This window comes from Streptococcus sp. 10824 (assembly GCF_013276595.1).
Taxonomy (GTDB): domain Bacteria; phylum Bacillota; class Bacilli; order Lactobacillales; family Streptococcaceae; genus Streptococcus; species Streptococcus pseudopneumoniae.
In genome coordinates, this window is sequence record NZ_VMLH01000152.1 from 1 (window position 1) to 927 (window position 927).

A 927-nucleotide genomic window follows, 5' to 3' on the forward strand; every position below is an offset into this window, starting at 1 on the left:
CGAAGAGTATAAAAACTCTAGCCTTCAGTTACAAACTACTGAAAACTAGAGTTTTTTCTATTGTTTCAAAGCATTATACAAATTGCGGATCGGTTGCTTTAATGTAGGATGGATAAAATGAGGCGCAATTTCTTGTAGAGACTCAAGAACAAAAAGGCGTTCCGCTATGTAAGGATGAGGCAGAATGAGGTCGTCTGTATAAAGAATCTGATCCTCCACAAAAAGCAAGTCCAAATCAATCAAACGAGGTCCCCAATGCACTTCTCGCACCCGTCCCATCTCTGACTCAATAGCTAACAAGGTCTCTAATAGAACTGGGGCGGGCAACCAGGTTTCAACATCAACCACTTGATTTGCAAAGCTATCCTGCTCAACACCTCCCCAAGGCTCCGTCGTCAAGACACTGGACTCTTTGAGAATATGGATACCTCGAGCTCGCATGTTCTCAATGGCTTGTTCCAAGTTTGCTTGCTTATCGCCCATATTGCTTCCTAGGGCAATAAAGGCCCGTTGCTTACGGCGATGAATGGTTACTGAGCAAGTATCTAGTGGCAAATGTACTGGCGCCCAAGGTTTTTTGAGTTCCAACTTCATTTCTTGGACAAGAGGATAAGCCTCAAAGGTACGTTCTACTAGTTTGTAGGCTACCGTTTCAATCAAATCCTCAGTGGTTTCCTGAAACCAAGTCGTCCACTGCTGACACAATTCTCCATAATGGACAGAGGCCGTTAAATCCAAGTCTGTAGCCGCCTTGGTCATATCATAGGATAGGATGGCGGAAATAACAAACTTTTGCCCCAATTCCTTCTCACTAGGAAAAAGACCATGATAGGCAAAAATTTCCAAATCCTTAATCTGCAGTTGATCCATAATGATTCCTTTCTAGAAAAATCCGCTTCAAGCGGATTCTTTTTATACTCAATGAAA

General features: G+C 42.7%; 1 protein-coding gene. It reads right to left on the reverse strand.

Features of this window, described 5'->3' with window-relative positions:
- Positions 1-57: 57 nt before the first annotated feature.
- On the reverse strand, positions 58-870 hold the full coding sequence (gene folK, locus HT701_RS10950; RefSeq protein ID WP_138030842.1) for a 2-amino-4-hydroxy-6-hydroxymethyldihydropteridine diphosphokinase: 813 nt from the start codon (positions 868-870) through the stop codon (positions 58-60).
- Between the last annotated feature and the right edge of the window lie 57 nt (positions 871-927).

Excerpts from the sequence above, each read along its gene's own strand:
- folK (WP_138030842.1), bottom strand. The coding sequence starts at position 870 with ATGGATCAACTGCAGATTAAGGATTTGGAAATTTTTGCCTATCATGGT.